The organism is Afifella sp. JA880 (assembly GCF_025379905.1).
Lineage (GTDB): Bacteria > Pseudomonadota > Alphaproteobacteria > Rhizobiales > Afifellaceae > Afifella > Afifella aestuarii.
In genome coordinates this window covers 813,593-833,861 of record NZ_JAOANH010000001.1, presented here as the reverse complement: position 1 = coordinate 833,861, position 20,269 = coordinate 813,593, and the positions used below count along the sequence as shown (strand labels likewise).

Genomic DNA, 20,269 nt, shown 5'->3' with positions numbered 1-20,269 from the left:
GCTTGAAGTCGTAGAGCGGCAACTTCTTCGAATTTCTGAAAAGTTTGCTCCCGCGTCAGCTCCTGAAAGCTTCCGATTGCCGGCCGACGAGGCGCGCATCCGAACGCAGTGATCCCGATTGAGCGCACTGATTTTGCGCTGCACTTTTTAGTCGTTCAAATCCAAACTTTCTGCTCAAGCTCCACTCAAGCCCCGGTCGTTAGGCAACCCCCGCAACTGGCGAGGGAGCCGCGATGTTCTTTTCAAGCGACGAGATCGGTTTCGCCGCGACGGCAGAAAAGGCAGGCAACGGGACGGGCGGAGGCGTCGCATCAGCAACCAGCACCGCCACCATTATCGACCAGCTTCAGACCTCGTGGACGCACGAAGCCTCACCGAGCCCGATCTCCTGGGCCGGTGACACCATCACCTACAGCATCCTTTCCTCCGCATCGGGAAGCGGCGAAGCTGCGGGTTTCCAGCCGCTCTCCGCCTACAAGGCGGCAATGGCCGACCAGGCCTTTGCGCTCTGGGACGATGTCATCGCCCCGGATATCGTGCGCACCGCGTCGGGGGGCGGCATCTCGATCGGCGAGAGTTCGACCACGTCCGGCAACGGCACCTACACGTCCTACAGTTTTCGCTATGACGGCCTCGGCTCCGGCCACGATTCCTTCATCAGCGCGGATGTCTGGCTGAACAGCTTTTGGAGCAGCCTCAACGACGACAGCGACATCGCCTACGGCAAATATGGTTTCCTCACCTATCTCCACGAGATCGGCCATTCGCTGGGGTTGAGCCATCCCGGCACCTATGATGCGGCCCGCGGAGCGGTCACCTATGCCGGTGCCGCCGAGTTCGCTGAAGACACGCGCCGCTTCACCATCATGTCCTATTTCGATGCCGACGAGGACGGCAGCGGCACCAACCATGTCGGCGCCGATGGGCTCATGCATTACGCCCAGACGCCGATGCTCTACGACATCCTCGCCATTCAAGACCTCTACGGCGCGGACTATTCCACACGCGCCGGAGATACGACCTATGGCTTCGGCGCCTCGGGCCTCGGTTCCTATGATGCCGCCTTCGACTTCACCCTCAATTCCGAGCCGATCGTGACGATCTGGGACGGCGGTGGCATCGATACGTTGAATGTCTCGGGTTTTGCCGACAACGCCGTCATCGATTTGCGTGAAGGCGCCTGGTCGTCAATCGGTGGCATGAGCAACAATCTTGCGGTCGCTTATGGTGCCGAGATCGAGAATGCCGCTGGCGGTGCGGGCGATGAGGTCATCAACGGCAACGGCCTCGACAACACGCTCTTCGGAGGGGGCGGATCGGACATTCTTTCCGGCTTTTCCGGCGACGATCTCGTCTTCGGCGGGCGCGGCGCCAGCAACGACACGCTTTATGGCGGCGACGGCGACGACAGGCTTTTCTCCGGCGGCGGCGACGACCGGGTCGACGGAGGCGCCGGCAATGATTTCATCGGCTCCGGCATCGGCAGCGACATCGTCAATGGCAATGCCGGCAACGATACGATCTTCGGTGGCGCCGTGCCGGGCAGCGATCGCATCGACGGCGGCGACGGCGACGACGTGATCTGGGGCGGGGGCGGCCATGACAGCCTCTACGGGCAGACCGGCAACGACGAGATCGGCGCCGGCGGCGGCAACGATATCATTGACGGCGGCGCGGGCGATGACACGCTCTTCGGCGGTGAGGGCAACGACACCGTGACGGTGGGCGCCGGGCGCGACCTCGTCTATGGCTCCGGCGGCGACGACGTCTTCATCTTCGGCGCCGACGGCGAGCGCGATGTCTATGCCGCCGTCTCCGGCAACGGCCACGACGCCATCGATGGGTTTGAGGTCGGCACCGATGTCCTCGACGTGTCTGCTTATGCCGGGAGTTTCGCCGAGCTCACTTTCGCCGATACGGCGGCGGGGCTCGTGATCACGCTTGCGCCCGATGCGAGCCTGACGCTCGAGGATGTGACGCGCGACATGCTGAGCGAGGAGAATTTCGTCTTCTGATCGCCAGCGAAAATCGCAGGCGCTGATGCAAAAAGGCCGGCCGCTTTGGGCGACCGGCCGGGGGATTGGGGCGGTGAGCGGCCGCCCCCAACGATCTGAAAAAGCCTCAGAAGAGGAAGTCGGAGGCGTCGAGCTCGGAGGCTGCGACGCCGTTGAGCGTCAGGACGTTGCCGCCGCCGAGATCGATCGTGGCGTTGCCTTCGCCATCCTCGCTGATCGTCAGCTCGGCAAACGAGGTGAAGCCGTTCGCGCGAACGTCGAGATGGTCGGTGCCGTTCTCGAAGCCGAAGACGACATCGGTACCGTTGTCGGCCACGGAGGCATAGATGTCCGCCGCGCCGTCATTGTCGCCGAAATAGATCTGGTCGTTGCCGCTGCCGCCATAGACCGTGTCAGCATCGGCCCCGCCATAGAGCATGTCGTCGCCGGCGCCCCCGTAGAGGAGGTCGTTGCCGTTGCCGCCGCCGACCGTGTCGTTGCCGGAGCCGCCGCCGATTTCATCGGCTCCGTTGCCGCCGGTTGCGATATCATCGCCGTCGCCGGCAAAGCCCTGATCGTCGCCGTCGCCGGCATAAAAGGCATCATTGGCATCGGCGCCCAGGCCAGGCCGGCCACCGAAGAGAACGTCGTTGCCGGCCCCGCCGATGATCGTGTCGTTGCCTTCGCCGCCGCCGAGGAAATCGTCTCCGTCGCCGCCGTCGATATCGTCGTTGCCGGTGCCGCCATAGGCCTGATCGTTGCCGGCCCCGCCGGTGACGACGTCGTCGCCCACGCCGCCGAAGACCATATCGTCTCCGTCGCCGCCATCGACCGTGTCGTTGCCTTCGCCGGAGAACAGCGTGTCGTTGCCGCCGCCGCCTTCGATCTCATCATTGCCGCCGCCGCCCGACATGGTGTCGGCATTGTCGGTGCCCGTAAGCTTATCGTCTTCCTCGCCGCCGGTGGTGCCGCCGCCGATGTCGCCATCATCGCCACCGCCGCCGGTTGGGGCAGCCTTGAAGGTGATTGTGCCGTCGTCGTCGATGGAGAACGTGCCATTCAGCCCGCTCTTCAAAGTCATAGTGGCGTCGATGCTATCATCGCCATTCGCATCTATGGCGAGCATGCCTGTCTTCGCATCGTATTCGACGCTTGCGGTGGAATCTGCGTCCGTGACCATGATGACGTCGGACTTCTCAAAATCCGGGATCAGATCGCCCGACAGCCAGTCCGCTTTGCCGCTGATCGTGTCAGCTCCGCTACCGCCATAAATCGTATCGGCCGCGAAACCGCTGTCGATCAAGTCACTGCCACCTTCACCATAAAAGATGAAAGTGTTCTCTCCGGATTTAACGTATTCTTGCCTTGCCCAGAGATTTTCTGCAACGTCAGTTCCATGTATTGTCTGAGTATCGTCATTTGAGTATTTGTATATGCTGATGGGCCGCGCCCTGGAGTCGTCGAATTCGTTGTTGGAAACGAAATTGCGTAGATCGTAGTCTGTTCCTTCTACGCCAATGGCAATGTAAGCCCCGTCGAGATTCTCGAGAGTATTTCCAGTAATCTGCACGCCGTCTGTATCGACCGACATCCCATAACCGCTATTGCGAATGAGATTGCCTGAGATTGACCCCTCTACACCTGGATTGACATAGATGGCGCTTGTGTAATTCTCGATGAGGTTGTCCGAAATATTCAGGCCCGTCACATTGCCGCCGACGACAATCGGGCGGGAGGCGCCGGTACTATCGTCGGCACCTCCGTCGAACACGGAGTTCGTGATTGAAGTGTTGTCACCCCGCACGCTGACGATGGTCTTATCGACGTCATTGGCGAATTCGAGCCCGTCGATTGTAACGTTGTCCGCTCGAATGAGGAAAGTCCCGGTGACGGAGCTCTCGTCTCCGCGCGTGGTGTCATCGCCGTCAATGCCGTGATTTGCCGCGAGAATCGTCAAATTAGTCAGTTGGGCAGGTATCTCGACGTTGCCAGAATACTCGCCTGCAGCAATGATAATTGTATCTCCGCTGGAAGCTACATTAATAGCCGCCTGAATCGTCGTGTACGGCTTATCTTCGCTTCCGGTGGCGTCGTCAGATCCATTGGCGTCTACGTAGATATCAGTCATTATCGTAATCCCCCATACTCAACGCTGTGGGGATCCGCCTGACCCGGCGTCAGGTAAATCCCTAACGAAGGATTAATGGTAAGCATAGGATTTCAATTAAGAGCAATCCAAATTTGCGGAAAAAAGTTAATGCACGCGGAGGTGGCTGCGGCTGGCGCAAAAAAAGTCTTGCAGAATCACAAAATTGGCTCGGCAAACGCAGTGCAATTTTTTTCGCCTGCGACGACGGGTTGCAGGAGAGTGTCGTGAGACGGGTTTTGAGACGAGGCCGCTCCGCCCGGCGTGCTCGATGTCCCGTCGAGGGCCGTCATTCCTATGTGTGGTCGACCCTTCGAGGCGGTGGGGGGCGGCCGTCCCTGGTGATTTTTCACATCACCGCTTTCTCGCCATTGTCGCCTGGATATTCGGCGTTCGCGGCCGCGCACTAACCTGCTTTAGTGCCGTCCCGGGCACGATCGCGGAAACCTTCGCCGTCTGCCGGGGCTGTCGGGGCCGCCTGCAGGAATATGAAAAGGTTCAGGAAAGATGCTGGATGACGCCTACAATCCGGCCCGAAGCGCCGTGTTCGAGGAAATCCGCCGGGTGGTCGCCGAGGCGATCGAAAGCGGCATTTGCGTCGATACCGGCAGGCAGGCAGAGCGGATCGACCGCATCTGGCCGCAAAGCGGTCTGAGCGCCGACGATATCGCCAGCGCGCTGTCGGAAGCTGCGGTGAGCGCGCGCATTACCGTCAAGATGAGCAGGCCGCGCCCGAGCCCGCACTAGAAGATATTTTCGGAGGGATCCGACACCTTGGGAGAGGTCGTCACCTTTGATTTGGCGTTGCTCAGCGCAGATGGGCCTCCGTGCCGAGATGCAGATAAACAGGGTCGAACATGGCCATCTCGGCAAGAGTGTCCGGCTTCAACAGCGCCAATCGTCCGCCCTGGAGCCGGATAAGCCCGGTCGCGCGCAGATCCTGCACGACGCGGTTGATATGAACCGCAGAGAGACCGAGAGCGTGCCCCAGGTCCTGCTGCGTAATCGGAAAATCGAAACCTTCGGGCTGCTCGAGCCCCGCCGCCCGCAACCGCCAGGCCAATTCGCAAAAAAGATTGGCCACGCGCTGATGTGCCGGACGCTGGCCGACATTGACGAGCCATTCGCGCAGCACCGATTCCTCCACGAGGTTCGCCCACCACAAGGCGCGGGCGATGCGGCTCCGCGTGGCGATGAGCTCCTCCAGAGCGCTGCCTGACGCCTGTGCGACAGCGCAGGGCGTGAGTGTCGAAATGTTGTGGTCCATCTGTCCGAGGATGGCGACATTGAGGTCGCAAAAATCTCCGGGCAGCAGGTAGGCCATGATCTGTCGGCGTCCGTTGGGCAGGATCTTATAGCGGCAGGCGAAACCCGAAAGGATGAGCTGCACCCGACCCGGCCTGTCGCCCTGCGAGATGAGATCGATATGGCCTTTGATCTGACGGATGCTTCCGTTGAAGAGTTCCGTCAGGGCGGCTTCATCCTCGATGTCCAGCGCCGCCCCGCGCCGCAACCGCGTCAGGAGAGGAAGAATCGCGTTCCCGATGGTCTCTCGCGAGCGGCCTGTTGCCTCTCTCTTGCTCATGTCGGCCGCCTGGATGAGAGCGACGTAAGGTCGGGCCCCGGTCGGGCGGCGAGAACGGAAAAATTCGATGCCTTTGCATCAGGCACAGAAATGCCGGCCTCGCATATCTTGGAGCGGTGGCGGGGCATGATCTCTTCTTTCTTTCCGGTCTGTTACCAGCCCGTCTCGCGAGGCACGGGGCAGCCGAATCTATAAGATCAAATTCCTAGCTCTGCGCCAGCAAGATGTGTTTCGGTAGCTTACGACCTCGCTGTGCTCGTCATGTGCTTGAGGGATCGTGCAATGGGCATGAGAGCCGGGATCCCAACACGTCGGCGGCCGTTGTTGGCTGACTGAGGTGGGGGGATGCGTCCTGCTTTCGCTGCCTGAGCGCGGCGCTGTGCCTGCCTTGGCAGTGGCGGCAGGGCGATGTCACGCAGGGACGGTGTAAGCCGGCGTCGTGTCTTGGGGCCGGATCGCCGAGGGTAGAGGCGATTGCGGGCGCAAAAATAGGTTGGGTTGCGCCCGCCTGGTTTTCAGATGTTCGTCAGGCCGTCGAAAGAGGCCCCGTCTGTGTGGAGGTCTGCCGCCCGCGAGGCGTCAGGCATTCAGAGCTTCAACCGCATCCACGAACGGCTTGCCGAGTGCTTCCGCAACGGCCCGATTGGTGACCTTGCCGCGATGCACGTTGAGGCCGGCGAGAAGATGCGGATCGCTGGTCAATGCCGCAAGGCCGCGGTCGGCGAGCGCCAGGCCGAAGGGCAGGGTGGCGTTGTTCAAGGCATTGGTCGAGGTGATCGGAACGGCGCCCGGCATGTTGGCGACGCAGTAATGCACGATGCCTTCCACCTCGAAGGTCGGCTCCGCATGGGTGGTGGCATGCGAGGTCTCGAAACAGCCGCCCTGGTCGATGGCGACATCGACGAGCACCGCTCCCTTCTTCATGCCTGACAGCATCTCGCGCGTGACGAGTTTCGGCGTCGTCGCGCCCGGAATGAGGACGGCGCCGATGACGAGATCCGCGGCGAAAACGGCCTCTTCGACGGCCGTCGGCGTGGAGAAAGCGGTCTTCACCCGACCCTCGAACAGGTCGTCGAGTTCGCGCAGTCGCGGGATGGAACGGTCGAGAATGGTGACGTCGGCCCCAAGGCCGAGGGCCATCTTCGCGGCCTGCTTGCCGACGACGCCACCGCCGATGATGGCGACCCGCCCGGAGGCAACGCCCGCGACGCCGCCGAGAAGCACGCCCCGCCCGCCGCAGGCTTTCTCGAGCGCGCGAGCGCCGGCCTGCACGGAGAGGCGGCCGGCGACCTCCGACATCGGCGCAAGCAGCGGCAACCCGCCATGGGCGTCGGTCACCGTCTCGTAGGCAACGCCGGTGACGCCGGAGGCGATGAGCCCTTCGGTCTGCTTCGGATCCGGAGCAAGGTGCAGGTAGGTGTAGAGGATCTGACCTTCCTTGAGCTGCGCCCACTCGCTGGGCTGTGGCTCCTTCACCTTCACGATCATCTCGGCTGCTGAGAAAACCTCTTCGGCCGTTGCTGCAATCGACGCTCCGACCGCCGCATAATCTTCATCGGATGCATCGATGCCGGCGCCGGCGCCGCTTTCGATCATCACCTGATGGCCATGCGCCACGTATTCGCGCGCCGCCGCCGGTGTCAGGCCGACGCGATATTCGTGGTTCTTGATTTCCTTGGGACATCCAACACGCATTCTTCTCTCCTCTTGGTGGGAAGGAAAAGAAAGCGCAGCAGATGCGCAATGTCCTTGCAGAACGGGGCAGGCCATCCGCCCACGACGCAAATATCTTGCAGAAGAGCCTCGATCCGCGCAATCATCCACACATGTACGAGGTTGATCATTTTGATCTTGCCATCATGCGGGCGCTGGAGCGGGAGGGGCGGCTCTCCAACACGGCGCTGGCGGAGCGCGTCGGGCTGTCGCCCTCTGCATGCTCGCGGCGTCTTGACCGTCTGGAGAAAGAGGGCGCCATCAGGGGCTACCATGCCCGGCTGTCGCACCGCCATCTCGGGCGGCCCGTGACAGTTCTCGTCAACATCGCGCTTTCCGGCCAGAGCGAACGGCATCTGTCGGAGTTCGAAGCAGCGGCGCGGCGCTGCCCGAACGTGCTGTTCTGTTTTCTGATGTCGGGGGAGTACGATTATCTTCTGCGTGTTGCGGCGCGCGATCTCCAGGATTTCGAGCGCCTTCACAAGACGGTGCTGTCGGCCTTCCCGCATGTCGCGCGGCTGAACTCGTCCTTCGCGCTGCGGGAGGTGGTCGACCGACCGGTGCGTTTCTCCGATTTTCTGGACGGCGACGACTGAATGCTACCGGGATTGCCGCCGCGTTGGGGGCTAGATTGCCTGCGAGGTGACGAAGCTTACACCGGCCGCAGCCATTTCGGCGCGCGCCTTGTCCAGTGAACCGTCGAGATTGATCGCCCGGCACGCATCTTCCACGAGCACGGCCGTAAAGCCTTCCCGGCGGGCATCGAGCGCCGACCAGGCGACGCAGAAATCGGTGGCGAGACCTGTGAGAAACAGACGGGCGAAGCCGCGCTCGCGCAGATAGCCCGCAAGACCAGTCTCCGTCGTCCGGTCGTTCTCGTAGAAGGCGGAATAGGAATCGATGCCGGGGCGAAAGCCTTTGCGCAGAATGAGCTCGGCCGGCACCGTATCGAGCTTGGGGTGGAACGCCGCGCCGGCGCTTCCCTGTACGCAATGCTCAGGCCAAAGAACCTGTTCGCCGTATTCGGCGGCAAAGGTCTGGAAAGGGTCGCTGCCGGGATGCGCGCTGGCGAAAGACTGGTGCCCCGCCGGGTGCCAGTCCTGGGTCAGCACCACATGCTGAAAACGCGGCATCAGCGCGTTGATGACCGGCACGACCGCGTCGCCATCGGGCACGGCGAGCGCGCCTCCCGGGCAGAAATCGTTCTGGACGTCGATGACGAGAAGGAGGTCTTTTGCCCCGATGCTGAAGTCGCCCATGTCGCCGTCTCCGTTCTTACCCTCACTGTGGCGCGGCGCCGGGCGAACACAAGGCCTGAGTGTCAGGCGCGAGGGAGAGACGGGGGACGCAAAGGAGAAATGCGTCCCTTGAAGATCGCCGTCTCAGCCCTTCACTCCGCCCTGTGCAAGACCGGAAACGAGCGCACGCTGCAAGAGAATGCCGATGATGAGCGGCGGCAGGGCCGTCAAAATACCGGCGGTCGCGAGCAGGCCGTAATCGGAGACGCGGCCGCTGGCGAGATTTGCGATCGCCACGGTGAGCGTCTGGCTGCGGTCGTCGTTGGTCAGGATGAAGGCGTAGAAGAATTCGTCCCAGACGAGGAGGATGGAGAAGAGCACGACGGTCGCGAGCGCCGGCTTTGCCATCGGCAGCGTGACGCTGCGCAGGACCGTCAGCATGCTGGCCCCGTCGACGAAGGCGGCTTCTTCGATCTCATGCGAGATGTTGTCGAAATTGCTCTTCAGAAGCCAGGTGGTGAAGGGCAGGACGATGGAACAGTCGACCAGCATCAGCCCGGTCTTGGTGTTCAAAAGACCGAGGCCGTTCAAAAAGGCGAAGAGCGGCACGATGAGAGCGACCGGCGGCAGCATGTAGGTCGCGACGACGACGTAGAGAAGGTTGCTCTGCCCGCCCTTGGAGCGGGAGAAGGACCAGGCCGCAGGGACCGCCGCGCAAAGCGCGATCGCTGTCGCGCCGAAGGCGACGAGTGCCGTATTGCGCATGGCGTAGAGGAACATCTCGCCGCGGCTGTTGGGCTCGAGCGTCGTGAGCTTGGCGTAATTGTCGAAATTCAGCTTCTCGGGAATCCACTCGAAGGGGAGGGTCGTCAGATGCGTCGTCGTGCTGACGCTGACGAGGAGCAGCCAGAGGATCGGCGCCAGGATGATGACGGCGACGAGGATCGCCAGAGCGTGCAGGACGACGCGGAGGGCAAGAGGTTGTTTCATTGTGCCCCCTGGCGGCGCAGAAGCGCCACGTAGACGTTGATGAGGATGAGGCTGACGAGCACGATCAACAGGCCTTGCGAGGCGCCGGATCCGGCCCGGAAATTCGAGAAGGCTTCCTGGTAGACCTGAATGCTCATGGTCTTGGTGCTGTTGGCGGGGCCACCCCGCGTCATCACCCAGACGATATCGAAGACCTTGACGCCCTCGATGGTTCGAAGGACGGCCGCGACCATCAATGGTCCGACGATCGCTGGCATGGTGACGGTCTTGAAGCGCGACCATGGCGAGGCGCCATCGATATGGGCGGCTTCCAGCTGTTCGCGCGGTACGCCTTGCAGGGCGGCGAGCGTGATCATCGCCACGAGCGGCACCGTCTTCCAGATGTCGGCGACGGCGATCGCGTAGATCGCAGTCGCGGGCGAGCCGAGCCAGCTCTGATAGGAATCGAGGAGGCCGATCTGCGTCAGAACCGCGTTGAGGCCACCGAAATCGGGATTGTAGATCAGCCGCCACGACATGGCGTTCACCACTGTCGGCAGCGCCCAGGGGAGGATCAGGAGCGCGCGAAAGAAGCGCCTGCCGTAAAGCGGCTGATCAAGCAGCAAAGCCACCAAGACGCCGAGAACGAGTTCCAGCGAAACGGTGAGGGCGACGAAGAAGATTGTCGTCGCAAGCGCGCCGCGAACCTGCGGCGAGCGGAAGGCACGGATGTAATTGTCGAGGCCGACCCAGTCGCCTGTGTACTGGGTCAGCTGTGCCGAGGTGAAACTCATCCATATCGTGTCGAGGAACGGCCATCCGACGATGATCAGGACACCGACCGCGAGAGGCGCGATCATGAGCCAGGCAGTCAGACGCTGCCTGGAATGATACGATAGGGATGAGCGCATCGAAGGAAGGCCTTACTGGTCGGTCAGGGATTTAAGCTGATCGGCGGCCGAGCCGAGGGCGTCTTCCGGGGAGGAGGCGCCGAGAAGGGCTTCCTGGATCGACACCTGCAGGATGTTCGACGCTTCCTGGTAGTTCGGCAGGGTCGGACGCGCGATCATCGCGGTGAAGGCGTTGCTTGCAGCCTTCATGAGATCCTCGCGACCCGAGATGACCTCGGAATTCTCGAAAGAAGCCTTCCAGATCGGCAGGCTGCGCTCTGCGTGGCTGTTCTGCATCTCCGGCGAGGACATGTGCTGGACATACTTCCAGGCGATGTCGGCGTTGTCGGTGTTGGCGGTGACGCCGAGACCCATGGAGCCGTTCACGCCGGACGCTTCGGTGCGGTCTTCGACACCGAGCGGTGCCATGACGCCGACCTTGCCGCTGATGTCGGATTCCTTCGGATCGTTGGCGAGGTTGTACATATAAGGCCAGTTGAGAGCGAACGCGGCCTGGCCGCTCGAGAACACCCGGCGCACATCCTCTTCGAGATATTCCGTCGAATTCGGATTGGTGATGCCGTCGTCGAGCGTGGAGACCATGAACTTCAGCGCTTCAAGGCCACCATCCTCCTGGAAGACCGGAGCGCCGTCCTTGTCGAGGAACTTGCCGTCGAAGGCGTCGAGAAGCACGGTGTAGTCGCAGATCACGGCTTCCGCCTGCGCCCAGCTCCACACGATCGGGTATTCGACGATACCCTGCTCCTTCATCGCCTTGGCCTGCTCGACGAGTTCGCTCCAGGTCTGCGGAGCGTGATCGAAGCCGGCCTTCTCGACCATTTCCTTGTTGTAGAAGAAGAGCTTGGAGCTGTTCGTCCACGGCATGCCGTAATAGTGGCCGTTATATTCCACGGTCGTCCAGGCGCCGGGGAAAATCTCGTCTTTGACGTCGGCGGAGATGTTGTCGGTCTCATCGGCGAGGATGCCGCGCTTGGCATATTCCGCGGTCCAGATCACGTCGAAGAGGACGACGTCGTAACCCTGGCTGGAACTGCTGGCGAGGAGGGTCTTGTCGCGCAGGCCTTCGTAGGGGACGAACTCGAGATTGACTTTGACGTCGGGGTTCGCCTTCTCAAAGGCCTCTGTCATGCTGCGGACATCGGCCTCGTTGTAGGAGGCCTGCGACATGTAGAGAGCATTGATGGTCGTCTCCGCTGAGGCGGGGCCGGCCATGCCCAGGCCGAGCGATGATGCGACCAAGGCGGTGGCCGCACTGAGGCGTAAAATGTTCATGCTCTTGGACTCCATTTCAGTTGCGGACAGTTCCAGCGACATCGAAACCGCAAGGATTAATAATTCAAATTGTTTTGCTAAATAGATCAAGGGCAAAATTGTCTGTCAACGGGCGTTAGCCTGGCCTGTCGCCCTTATTGCGCTGCAAAAATCTGCGGATAGGGCTTGAGTAGGTGCACCCTTTGGACGGCGGCGCGCACTCTTTCGAGTGAGGTGCGAGCGCCCGTTCCGAGCCCGCACAGCGCCCCACTTCGGCGCTCAAAGCGCTCCGAAAAGGCCGGCTCCTGCGGCATTCTCCAGCTCTGGCCCGTCTTCCTTCGCAAGCGGATGCAGAAGGCGCGACATCGGTAGTGCCGCAGCTCCTGCCGCCGGCGTATCGAAGCGGACTTCGCCCTTGATGAGCCGCGCGCCTCGGGTCCCTGGATCCGCCGCGGAGCTCGGCAACAGTGGAAAAGTCTTCTCCACGAGGGCGGTCAGGATCGGGTCGGGAAGCAAGCCTCCCACGACGATGCCGCTCGGGTCGAAGAGATTCTCAAGCCCGTTGACGGCGATGCGCAGATAGTAGGCGGCGTCGTCGAGCCACTTTACGAGCGCGTTATTGCCCGTCTGAAAGGCTTTCAGGAGGAGGTCGGGGCTTGCGCCCTGCCATTCGTTCTCTGTTTGAAGGATCGCCTCGTAGGCGCTGTGCAGCGAGACGTAGCGCTCCAGACAGCCCCGATTGCCGCAGGCGCAGGGCTTGCCGCCGGGATTGACGATGAGATGGCCGAGTTCCGCCGCTCTTTGCCGCACGCCGGTAAAGGGACGTCCGTCGATGACGATGCCACCGCCGAGGCCGAGGCCGAAATAGATGTAAATGAAGGTCGGATGGGTCTGGCCGAAGCCGTAGAGGCTTTCGCCGATCGCCGCGGCTGTCGCGTCGTTATCCACAAAAACCGGCAGGTTGAGACGTTCGGAAAGCTCTTGGGCGAGCGGAAAATCGAGCCAGCCTTCCATCGTGAGGGGGCCGCGCGATGCGAAGGTGCCGCTCTCGAAAAAGCCCGGCATCACCGCGCCGAGCCCGAGAAGGCGTCGCCGGATTTCGTCGTTTCCGTTGACCAGGCCATCGACGGCCCGCTCCACGAGAGGCAAGACCTCGCCCGGATTTTGGCGGGCGATCGGAAGTGCGGTGCGTGCAACGATGTGCCCCAGAACGTCGACGAGCAGGCCGACCAGCTGGTTCTGATCAAGGTGGATGCCGATCGTGTAGGCGCCTTCCTCGTCGACCACATATTCGGTGGCGGGCTGGCCCTTGCGACCGAGGCGACGCCCGGTCTCCTTGATGAGGCCGAGTGCGATCAATTCCCCGGCGATGTTGGAGGCGGTCTGCGATGTGAGGCCCGTCATCCGGGCGATCTCTGAGCGCGACAGCGGGCCGTGCTTCAGAACCGCTTCGAATGCCACGCGGCGATTGCGTCTTCTCGCATGTTCGAGGTTTGTGCCCTGAAGCGACATCGCACTCCGTCTCGCTGTAAATGGTTGAGTTTTCCAAAACGTTTTGATTAATAGGGACCCATCACGTCAATCAACTTCCTCGATACGGACCCTCAGGCTGCGTTATGACCATGAAAATCAGTGACTTTATCGCCCAACAACCGGCGACGGTCGAGAAAGTCCTGTCCGACTTGCCGTCACAGATCGAAGCGGCGCTCCCGGAATCGGAGCCTGAACGCGTCATTTTGATCGGCACCGGCAGTTCGATGAATGCGCTCCTTGCCGCCTCCGACAGCTTTTCCGGTCTCCCTGCCGAGCTTGCGTTGCGCAGCCCGCTGACCTTCCTGGCCGAGGCCGGCGAGCGCCGCGTCGCCAAGAGCCTTGCCATCGTCTTGTCCCAGTCGGGCAACAGCAGCGATACGATCGCAGCGACGAAACAGGCCCGCAAAGAGGGCATGGATGTCATCGTGGTGACGGCCGGACGAGATGCGCCGCTTGCCGCCTGTGATGTGAAGCTCGTCTGGCTTCCGGTCGAGGACGAGACCGTTGGGCCGAAGACCAAGGGCTACACGGCGAGCGTTCTGGCGCTTCGCTTGATCGGCATGGCGCTGAGCGGCAAGAAGATGCCGACAGCGGCGCGTGGTTTCGTCGACGGTTATGCGCAGCTGATCGAAACGGCGCGCATCTGGTCGACCAACATGGCACCGAAGCTCGCCGGTGCCGATGTGATCGCAGTGCTGGGGCAGGGACGGCATTACGGTTCTGCCCTGGAGGGCTCGTTGAAAGTGGCGGAAATGGCCGGCATTCCCTCCTTCGGCCTCGAAACCGAGGAGGCGAGCCACGGCCGTCTGCACGGCCTCACTAAGAAGAGCGTGACGATTGCGCTTGCTTCGAACGCGGACGAGCTTGATCTGGCACGCCGTGTCGTGGCGGCAATGGCGCATTACGGCCTGACCGGCTTCATCTTCGATCTCGCCGGCAAGGAGCCTGAGGGGATCGTCTGGCCGGCGTCGGAAGAGCCGACGCAAGGTCTCGATACCTTGAGCGCCGTCGTGCCGTTTCAGTGGCTCGCAGTCGATCTTGCCGCGGAACGCGGTCTCGTGCCGGAGGATATGCCTTATCCGGGCATGACGCAGCGGCTCGGCATCAAGGTCGGAGAGGCCGTTTGACGCCCGAGTTCCTTTTTGCGGTCGATGTCGGTGGATCCTCGGTAAAGCTTGGTATCGTCGACGGCAACGGCGTCGTCGTTGCCAAGAGCGCGCTTCCCTTTCGTTCGCTGGCAAGCTTCGAAGCCCTCGTGGAGGGGGCTGCCGAAAGCCTCGATGCTTTGGCGCGTACGGTCTCAGCCGCGCCCGAAGCGATCGGGATCGCAGCACCGGGCTATGCCGATCCCGCCACCGGCCTGCCGCTCGACGGCACCGGAAATGTTCCGCTTCTTAAGGGCGGCTCGCTTGCGGCTGAGCTCGCCAGACGTCTGAACGTGCCCGCGGCAACGGACAACGACGCAATCTCTGCCACGCTCGGCGAATTGGAGTTCGGTGTCGGCAGGCGCGTTTCGAGCTTTGCCCTCATCACGGTCGGCACCGGTATTGGCGGCGCCCTCGTCATCGATCGACGTATCGTGCGCGGCCGTGATGGCAAGCCGCCGGAATTCGGCGCCATGGTTTTAGAGCCCGGTCATCCGTATGAACGCTATGGTCTTCACGGTACGTTTGAGGATCTCGCCGGTGGCAAGGCCGTCATCGCCGCCTATGCCGCGGAGACCGGAGAAGCGGCCGAAGATCTCAACATGAGCCTTTTACGCGAACGCGCTCTGGCCGGTGATGCACGAGCCGACGCGGCGTTCGAGACGATGGGGCGCTACATCGCCCAGGCATTCGGGACGATGATCAACCTCACCGCCATCGAGCTTTGCGTCGTCGGCGGGGGCATCTCGCTCGCCGGAGGCTTTCTGCTGGACCGTATCCGTCGCCACCTTCGGGCAAACACCTGGCCGTATCTGTTTGATGATGCCCGGATCTTGGCGACCGAGCATGGTAACGATTCCGGCCTCATCGGAGCGGCGGCCATGGTGCGCCGCCGTCTCAATCCTGTGGCGGGCGAAAACGTCCCCGTCATCAAACCATCGGCATTCGGTTGAACGAGGTGACCGCCATGGCCCGAGAGCTGCAAGTTGAACTTCGAGGCGTGCGTAAGAAGTTCGGGGCCGCGGAGGTGATCCGCGGTGTCGACCTTGGTGTCGAGCCCGGAGAATTCGTCGTCTTCGTCGGACCGTCGGGATGCGGGAAGTCGACGCTCCTGCGCTTGATTGCGGGGCTGGAGGAGATCACCTCCGGCGACCTTTTGATCGAGGGGCGTTCGGTGAAGGATTTGTCGCCTGCCAAGCGCGGCATCTCGATGGTGTTCCAGTCCTACGCGCTCTATCCGCATCTGAGCGTGGAAAAGAATATGGGCTTCGGCCTGAAGCAGGCGAAGGTCGAGAAGTCGGAGATCAAGCGGCAGGTCACGGAAGCGGCAGAAATGCTGCGCCTGTCGGAGCTTCTCCAGCGCAAGCCGCGGCAATTGTCCGGCGGCCAACGTCAGCGTGTCGCCATCGGCCGTGCGATTGTGCGCGATCCGAAGGTCTTCCTGTTCGACGAGCCTTTGTCCAACCTCGACGCAGCTCTGCGCGCCCAGATGCGCATCGAGATCGCGCGCCTGCATCGCGACATGGACGCCACGATGATCTACGTCACGCACGACCAGACCGAGGCGATGACGCTCGCCGACCGCATCGTGGTGTTGAACGAGGGGCGCATCGAGCAGGTGGGCACGCCGCTCGAACTCTATGGCAAGCCGAAGACCCGTTTCGTGGCGAGCTTCATCGGCAGCCCGCAGATGAACTTCCTGCCGGTGCGCGTCGCCGGAGCGTCGGAGGGAGGTCCTCGCCTCAAGCTCCCAAACGGGGTCGAAATGGCTTTTCCGGAAGCGCCGGCAGCGGCGATCGATCAGGACGAAATCGCACTTGGCATCCGCCCCCATGAGATCGAGTTCAGCCGCGAGAAAACCGAGGGCATTGCGGCCGAGATCGTGGTTGTCGAGGCTTTCGGCAACCATACGCTTCTCTATGCCAATATCGGCGAGGATGATCTTGTGACCGTCGAGACGGCCGGGATCAGCGATGTGACGACGGGCGAGCGCGTTTGGCTGAGTTTCGATCCCGCCCATTGTCATTTCTTCGACAAGGACGGGCAGGCTTTATAGCTCAGGCGGATGCTTTGACGGTATCGCCCGTCCCTGTGTTCGAAGAGGCGGTGCCGAGGAGGTCGCGAGCAGGTGCGGTGGCAGTCCGCCTCTGTTGCGGAAACCCTGTACTAAAAGGCGCTATCCGTCCCACTGGGCGGTGCATCTGACGCCTCACGGAGAGGTTATCGCGGCCGGCAATATGCGGCGTTATGGCCGGGTGTATGCCCAAGTATCTGTAGATATCGTCATGCATCAAAGTATTGGGCTTAGATGTTGATGTAAATATTACGGATATTGGAGCGCGGCGTGGCCATTCTATGGCAAAAAGCAACCTATGCGCGCTGTTAATAAACCAAAGATAGAATTTTTTCCTGTTACACGTGGGTAACGAAAGCGTTAGCGGCCTTGCCGACTTGACATATGCCTCTCTTGGCGCCAGTAAAAGCCCGTTACCGGTTTCCGAGCGCGAGAGTGCAAGGATGAAAAGGGAATACGGTGAGGCCTGCCAAAAAGGGACCGAAACCGTAGCTGCCCCCGCAACTGTGAGCGGAGAGCAGGGCTGGGAGTGCCACTGGCGCGAAAGTGCTGGGAAGGTAGCCCTTGCTTGGTGCCGCGAGCCAGGAGACCTGCCGGTGATGTGCGTCGGGCTGTGTGGGCTGTCGGCGTACAACGAGGGATGTCGGGGTTTGCATCCAGCGACGAAAATCACGGTGGGCAGCGCTTGCGCTTGCTTGTCATCTTTCGGCGTTGGGCAGGTCGGTCATCCTGATGGAAGAGCATTTCCCAACTCATAAGTGGCGGATCCAGGACTTCGTCGACGTCCCGACGTTGCAGAGGATCCAGGACACTTTTGCCAAGGCCATGGATATGGCGGCGGTGACAGTTGGTCGCGACGGGGTTCCCGTCACCAAAACAAGCAATTTCCAGCCTGTGTGTCGTTTGATGCGCTCCACCCCCGAAGGGTTGCGGCGCTGTCATGCATGCGATGCCTGCGGGGGCCTCGCCGCCTACCGGTCTGGCCGGCCGGCAACCTATGTCTGCCATGCCGGGCTCGTCGACGTCGCCGCGCCGATCATCATCGAGGATGAATATCTCGGCTGCCTCTTGTGCGGCCAGGTGATGCTCGAAAGTGAACGCGAGCGCACGATCCAGAACGTGCTCGACCGAAACGGTTCAATTGGCATTGCTCCGGCTGAACTCGAGGAAGCCGTCTATGCCATGCCGGCGGCCGATCGAGATCGCCTCGATTCCGCTGTCGAGATGCTGATGCTGGCGGCGAGCCACATCATCGAGATTGGCAAGACGAACCTGATCCAGGCGCGCCTCCTCAAAGAGGTGAAAGCCAAAGCCGCGACGGAAAAGGCGCTGCAGGATGCGCAGTTGCGGGCGTTGCAGGCGCGCGTCAATCCGCATTTCCTGTTCAATTCCTTGACGCTCATTGGCTACACGGCTTTCGAGGAGAAGGCGGTGAAGACCGAGGAGGTCGCTTACATGCTGAGCGACATCCTCCGCTACAGCCTGCGCAATCTCGCCACTTCGGTGCCGCTCAGCGAAGAATTCGACATGATCGAACGCTGCTTGCGCCTCCACCAGCTTCGCTTCGGCGACCACCTGAGCATCGAAGTCGATCTCGACGAAAGCCTGCGCAATTGGCCGGTCCCGTGCATGGTTCTGCAGCCGCTTGCCGAGAACGCTATCGTGCATGGGGTGGAAGCGCTCTCGCGGCCGGTGCGTGTGCGCGTTTCGGCCCGGAGGGTAGGCGATCGCGGCTTGATCGAGGTTTATGACAACGGCGCGGGGATGAGCGAGGCTCAGGTCGCCGCGCTCAACAACGATCGTTGTGTCCTGCAGCAGGCGGAGCGCAGCCGCGCGGCTCTCGGACTGCAAAGTGTCATCACCCGGCTCGACAGCGAGTACGGCAACGACTTCGATCTAAAAGTAACAAGCAGATTGAATGAGGGAACCCGAATTGAGCTTTCCTGGCCACTCGGCGACTATGCGCAGCTCGAAAATGCTTGAGCTCGCACGCACTGAGCGTTTTGCGTCCATGTTTCAAGGCGCTTTTCAACAGGAGTCCTCGGTTCGGCCCGGCCTTTTGGTGGCCGACGACACGCCCATCATTCGCTCGACGGTCAGCCGCGTCGTGGCGGCTGAGGCGCTCGACTTCGCCAATGTCTGGGAGGCCAAGAACGGCTCCGAGGCGGTGGAGCTGGCGCGGCGCGAGCGGCCTGAGCTTATTCTGATCGACATCAAGATGCCCGGCGTGGACGGGTTGGAAGCGGCGGCGATCATCAAGGCCGAGCTGCCGCGCACGCGGCTCATCTTCCTCACGGCTTATGATGAATTTGCCTATGTGCAACGCGCTCTCAAGATCGGTGCGCTCGACTATCTTCTGAAGCCGATCCGTCCGGCGAAGCTTGGCGAATTGTTGCGGAAGCTCCACGGTGAGATCTGCACGGAATTGAGTGCGTCCTCGTCCGCCGCCGATGCGGAGATCGCGCGGGACGTGACGTCGGCTGCCACGCCCTGTGCGCCGGAGAGAGATCCGGTCAAGCGTGCGATCGCCTTCATTTCCGAAAACTATGCCGATGAAAACATGTCGCTCTCGGCTGTCGCCAATGTCGCGCATCTCAGCCCGTCGCACCTCGCGCACCGTTTTCGCGAATGTGTCGGCATCAGCTACAAGCAGTTTCTCACCGAGAAGCGCATCGAGGCGGCCAAGGATCTGCTCTTGACGACCGACACGACCAACGAAGCGGTCGCCGAGCAGGTCGGCTATGCCAACGTCACCAATTTCTATCGCCTGTTCCAGCGCGAGACGGGGATGACGCCGGCGCAGTTCCGCCGAAGCGAGAAGGAGCCGGTGCCGGACGCGCAATGATCTTCGCGCCGCCTATTTCTGGGGCGGCGCGCCTGTTTTGTCTTCACGATCATGCATGGCGATGCCAATCGGCGTCACGAACATCGGGTGAGACGGCAGCTTCGTCGGGATTCCGGTCATCTCGGCCACGATGTCGGCCATGCCGGGCATCCCGCTGGTGCCGCCCACCAGATGGATGGTCTTGACGTCGTAAGGGGCGATGTGGCGGGCGACGATGCTACCGACCTTCTGCATCACCGGTCTGACCAGCGGATAAAGTGAACGGGCCCTTTTCGGGTCCTTTTTGATGTCCTCCGCCTCCTCGAAAGAAACGCCGAGAGCGCCTGAAAGCACCAGCGTGAACTGGGTCCCGCCAGTCGCCTCGTCGGCCGTATAGACGACTTCGCCATCCTTGAAGATCGCAACGCCCGTCGTGCCGCCGCCGACGTCGACCACCGCCCCGTTCTTGATCTGCAGGAGGGCATTGGCCGCTGTTGGCTCATCGACGAAATGCTCGCATTCGAGCCCTGCACCGATGACGACATTCTGCGTTGCCTTAACCTCCGCCGGCGCAACGCCAGGAGGGTAGGAGGTCGCCGCACTCTCGAGCGCGAAGCCGAGATCCGCCTCAACCTCCGCCTTCATGCGCGAAAGGATCTGCATGGCGCCGATGAAATCCACCACGAGGCCGTCCCGCACGATCTGCGCGAATTGATAGCGCCCGGCGAGCGGCTGTCCGTCCTCGTCGAGAACGACGAGGACGGTATAGGCCGTGCCGAGGTCGACCCCAACATGAACCCGGCCCTTGTAACCCTGCCGAGCCGGCGTCTTGTTGAAGACGCTGACTGCACGGGCGAGGATGTCGTCGGCGTGGCTGTTCATCGTT

Annotated in this window: 17 protein-coding genes and 1 riboswitch; of the genes, 8 read left to right on the top strand and 9 right to left on the bottom strand. The window is 61.9% G+C overall.

Annotated elements, in window-relative coordinates; translation table 11 throughout:
• Positions 1 to 233: 233 nt before the first annotated feature.
• On the top strand, positions 234 to 2,015 hold the full coding sequence (locus NYQ83_RS03870; protein WP_261212595.1) for a M10 family metallopeptidase C-terminal domain-containing protein: 1,782 nt from the start codon (positions 234 to 236) through the stop codon (positions 2,013 to 2,015).
• A 106-nt stretch (positions 2,016 to 2,121) separates the two neighbouring features.
• On the opposite strand, the gene NYQ83_RS03865 is transcribed toward NYQ83_RS03870, so the two are convergent.
• A complete protein-coding gene (locus NYQ83_RS03865) occupies positions 2,122 to 4,122 on the bottom strand; it encodes a DUF1565 domain-containing protein (RefSeq protein WP_261212592.1) in 2,001 nt (666 codons plus the stop codon).
• 525 nt (positions 4,123 to 4,647) lie between these two features.
• On the opposite strand from NYQ83_RS03865, the gene NYQ83_RS03860 reads away from it, so the two are divergent.
• Positions 4,648 to 4,887 (top strand): hypothetical protein, encoded by a 240-nt coding sequence (locus NYQ83_RS03860; RefSeq protein WP_261212590.1) that lies wholly within the window; start codon positions 4,648 to 4,650, stop codon positions 4,885 to 4,887.
• 61 nt (positions 4,888 to 4,948) lie between these two features.
• Here the strand turns inward: NYQ83_RS03860 and NYQ83_RS03855 are convergent, their stop codons facing one another.
• Complete coding sequence (locus tag NYQ83_RS03855) at positions 4,949 to 5,725, bottom strand: Crp/Fnr family transcriptional regulator (RefSeq protein ID WP_261212588.1); 777 nt, start codon at positions 5,723 to 5,725, stop codon at positions 4,949 to 4,951.
• A 579-nt stretch (positions 5,726 to 6,304) separates the two neighbouring features.
• Complete coding sequence (gene ald / locus NYQ83_RS03850) at positions 6,305 to 7,420, bottom strand: alanine dehydrogenase (protein WP_261212586.1); 1,116 nt, start codon at positions 7,418 to 7,420, stop codon at positions 6,305 to 6,307.
• A gap of 131 nt (positions 7,421 to 7,551) precedes the next feature.
• Between ald and NYQ83_RS03845 the strand changes: the two genes are divergently transcribed.
• The gene (locus tag NYQ83_RS03845; RefSeq protein ID WP_128293591.1) at positions 7,552 to 8,034 is read left to right on the top strand and encodes an Lrp/AsnC family transcriptional regulator; all 483 of its coding nucleotides are present in this window, start codon (positions 7,552 to 7,554) and stop codon (positions 8,032 to 8,034) included.
• A gap of 30 nt (positions 8,035 to 8,064) precedes the next feature.
• On the opposite strand, the gene pncA is transcribed toward NYQ83_RS03845, so the two are convergent.
• The 5 genes from pncA to NYQ83_RS03820 all read right to left on the bottom strand — a co-directional run bounded on the left by pncA (position 8,065) and on the right by NYQ83_RS03820 (position 13,268).
• Positions 8,065 to 8,697, bottom strand: coding sequence for a bifunctional nicotinamidase/pyrazinamidase (gene pncA / locus NYQ83_RS03840; protein ID WP_261212582.1), 633 nt, complete (start codon positions 8,695 to 8,697; stop codon positions 8,065 to 8,067).
• 123 nt (positions 8,698 to 8,820) lie between these two features.
• Positions 8,821 to 9,666 carry a carbohydrate ABC transporter permease gene (locus NYQ83_RS03835; protein ID WP_092814194.1) on the bottom strand — a complete coding sequence of 282 codons (846 nt, stop codon included), beginning with the start codon at positions 9,664 to 9,666 and terminating at the stop codon, positions 8,821 to 8,823.
• Positions 9,663 to 10,556: a carbohydrate ABC transporter permease gene (locus NYQ83_RS03830; RefSeq protein WP_092814191.1), complete on the bottom strand. Its 894-nt coding sequence runs from the start codon at positions 10,554 to 10,556 to the stop codon at positions 9,663 to 9,665. Before NYQ83_RS03830 ends, NYQ83_RS03835 begins: the two co-directional genes overlap by 4 nt.
• A 12-nt stretch (positions 10,557 to 10,568) precedes the next feature.
• Positions 10,569 to 11,822, bottom strand: a complete 1,254-nt coding sequence (locus tag NYQ83_RS03825) for an extracellular solute-binding protein (protein ID WP_409976976.1) — start codon at positions 11,820 to 11,822, stop codon at positions 10,569 to 10,571.
• A 264-nt stretch (positions 11,823 to 12,086) separates the two neighbouring features.
• Positions 12,087 to 13,268 (bottom strand): ROK family transcriptional regulator, encoded by a 1,182-nt coding sequence (locus NYQ83_RS03820; RefSeq protein ID WP_261212579.1) that lies wholly within the window; start codon positions 13,266 to 13,268, stop codon positions 12,087 to 12,089.
• A 155-nt stretch (positions 13,269 to 13,423) separates the two neighbouring features.
• Between NYQ83_RS03820 and NYQ83_RS03815 the strand changes: the two genes are divergently transcribed.
• The 5 genes from NYQ83_RS03815 to NYQ83_RS03795 all read left to right on the top strand — a co-directional run bounded on the left by NYQ83_RS03815 (position 13,424) and on the right by NYQ83_RS03795 (position 19,404).
• The gene (locus tag NYQ83_RS03815; protein WP_261212578.1) at positions 13,424 to 14,467 is read left to right on the top strand and encodes an SIS domain-containing protein; all 1,044 of its coding nucleotides are present in this window, start codon (positions 13,424 to 13,426) and stop codon (positions 14,465 to 14,467) included.
• Positions 14,464 to 15,438: an ROK family protein gene (locus NYQ83_RS03810; RefSeq protein WP_234627530.1), complete on the top strand. Its 975-nt coding sequence runs from the start codon at positions 14,464 to 14,466 to the stop codon at positions 15,436 to 15,438. Before NYQ83_RS03815 ends, NYQ83_RS03810 begins: the two co-directional genes overlap by 4 nt.
• A 14-nt stretch (positions 15,439 to 15,452) precedes the next feature.
• Positions 15,453 to 16,541 carry an ABC transporter ATP-binding protein gene (locus NYQ83_RS03805; protein ID WP_261212576.1) on the top strand — a complete coding sequence of 363 codons (1,089 nt, stop codon included), beginning with the start codon at positions 15,453 to 15,455 and terminating at the stop codon, positions 16,539 to 16,541.
• 418 nt (positions 16,542 to 16,959) lie between these two features.
• Positions 16,960 to 17,172, top strand: a riboswitch (cobalamin riboswitch).
• A 119-nt stretch (positions 17,173 to 17,291) separates the two neighbouring features.
• The gene (locus NYQ83_RS03800) at positions 17,292 to 18,542 is read left to right on the top strand and encodes a PocR ligand-binding domain-containing protein (protein WP_128293614.1); all 1,251 of its coding nucleotides are present in this window, start codon (positions 17,292 to 17,294) and stop codon (positions 18,540 to 18,542) included.
• 79 nt (positions 18,543 to 18,621) lie between these two features.
• Positions 18,622 to 19,404, top strand: coding sequence for a response regulator (locus NYQ83_RS03795; RefSeq protein ID WP_261212575.1), 783 nt, complete (start codon positions 18,622 to 18,624; stop codon positions 19,402 to 19,404).
• Between the two features lie 12 nt (positions 19,405 to 19,416).
• Here the strand turns inward: NYQ83_RS03795 and eutJ are convergent, their stop codons facing one another.
• A complete protein-coding gene (gene eutJ, locus NYQ83_RS03790; RefSeq protein WP_261212574.1) occupies positions 19,417 to 20,265 on the bottom strand; it encodes an ethanolamine utilization protein EutJ in 849 nt (282 codons plus the stop codon).
• Between the last annotated feature and the right edge of the window lie 4 nt (positions 20,266 to 20,269).

Excerpts from the sequence above, each read along its gene's own strand:
- eutJ (WP_261212574.1), bottom strand. The coding sequence starts at position 20,265 with ATGAACAGCCACGCCGACGACATCCTCGCCCGTGCAGTCAGCGTCTTC.
- NYQ83_RS03845 (WP_128293591.1), top strand. The coding sequence starts at position 7,552 with ATGTACGAGGTTGATCATTTTGATCTTGCCATCATGCGGGCGCTGGAG.
- NYQ83_RS03860 (WP_261212590.1), top strand. The coding sequence starts at position 4,648 with ATGCTGGATGACGCCTACAATCCGGCCCGAAGCGCCGTGTTCGAGGAA.
- NYQ83_RS03855 (WP_261212588.1), bottom strand. The coding sequence starts at position 5,725 with ATGAGCAAGAGAGAGGCAACAGGCCGCTCGCGAGAGACCATCGGGAAC.
- NYQ83_RS03835 (WP_092814194.1), bottom strand. The coding sequence starts at position 9,666 with ATGAAACAACCTCTTGCCCTCCGCGTCGTCCTGCACGCTCTGGCGATC.
- NYQ83_RS03800 (WP_128293614.1), top strand. The coding sequence starts at position 17,292 with ATGGAAGAGCATTTCCCAACTCATAAGTGGCGGATCCAGGACTTCGTC.
- NYQ83_RS03870 (WP_261212595.1), top strand. The coding sequence starts at position 234 with ATGTTCTTTTCAAGCGACGAGATCGGTTTCGCCGCGACGGCAGAAAAG.
- pncA (WP_261212582.1), bottom strand. The coding sequence starts at position 8,697 with ATGGGCGACTTCAGCATCGGGGCAAAAGACCTCCTTCTCGTCATCGAC.
- NYQ83_RS03865 (WP_261212592.1), bottom strand. The coding sequence starts at position 4,122 with ATGACTGATATCTACGTAGACGCCAATGGATCTGACGACGCCACCGGA.
- NYQ83_RS03805 (WP_261212576.1), top strand. The coding sequence starts at position 15,453 with ATGGCCCGAGAGCTGCAAGTTGAACTTCGAGGCGTGCGTAAGAAGTTC.
- NYQ83_RS03815 (WP_261212578.1), top strand. The coding sequence starts at position 13,424 with ATGACCATGAAAATCAGTGACTTTATCGCCCAACAACCGGCGACGGTC.
- ald (WP_261212586.1), bottom strand. The coding sequence starts at position 7,420 with ATGCGTGTTGGATGTCCCAAGGAAATCAAGAACCACGAATATCGCGTC.
- NYQ83_RS03830 (WP_092814191.1), bottom strand. The coding sequence starts at position 10,556 with ATGCGCTCATCCCTATCGTATCATTCCAGGCAGCGTCTGACTGCCTGG.